Source organism: Marivita lacus, assembly GCF_014637725.1.
In the GTDB taxonomy this organism is placed as follows: Bacteria; Pseudomonadota; Alphaproteobacteria; order Rhodobacterales; family Rhodobacteraceae; genus Marivita; species Marivita lacus.
In genome coordinates, this window is record NZ_BMFC01000058.1 from 1 (window position 1) to 866 (window position 866).

The 866-nt window shown below is 62.9% G+C and carries 1 protein-coding gene; it reads right to left on the reverse strand.

What is annotated here, in order from left to right:
* On the reverse strand, positions 1 to 866 hold an 866-nt coding region (gene tuf, locus IEV82_RS23470; RefSeq protein ID WP_188484501.1), incomplete at both ends, for an elongation factor Tu.

Genomic DNA, 866 nt, shown 5'->3' on the forward strand with positions numbered 1-866 from the left:
ACCTGGCCACGCTCGACGCCTTCACGGTCGATGCCGCGCAGCAGGACGCCCACGTTGTCGCCCGCTTCACCGCGGTCCAGCAGCTTGCGGAACATTTCCACACCGGTACAGGTCGTGGTCTTGGTGTCGCGGATGCCGACGATCTCGATGTTGTCGCCGACATTGATGATGCCGCGCTCGATCCGGCCGGTCACAACCGTGCCGCGGCCCGAGATCGAGAACACGTCTTCGATCGGCATCAGGAACGGCTGGTCGATCGCACGCGCCGGCTGCGGGATATAATCGTCCACAGCCTGCATCAGTTCGCGGATCTTCGCCTCGCCGATTTCCGGCTGCGTGCCGTTCATCGCGTGCAGCGCCGAGCCCGCAACGATCGGGATGTCGTCGCCCGGGTAATCATAGGCCGACAGAAGCTCGCGGATTTCCATCTCGACGAGTTCCAGAAGTTCCGGATCGTCCACCTGGTCGACCTTGTTCATGAACACGACCATGGCGGGGATGCCGACCTGGCGACCCAGAAGGATGTGCTCGCGGGTCTGCGGCATCGGGCCGTCAGCCGCGTTCACCACGAGGATCGCGCCGTCCATCTGGGCGGCACCGGTGATCATGTTCTTGACGTAGTCGGCGTGGCCGGGGCAGTCGACATGCGCGTAGTGCCGCGCTTCGGTCTGGTATTCCACGTGCGCGGTCGAAATGGTGATCCCGCGTGCCTTCTCTTCGGGCGCACCGTCGATCTGGTCATAGGCCCTGAATTCACCGAAATACTTCGTGATCGCCGCCGTCAGCGTCGTCTTGCCGTGGTCAACGTGACCAATCGTGCCAATGTTGCAGTGCGGCTTGCCGCGCTCAAACTTTTCCTTGCCCAT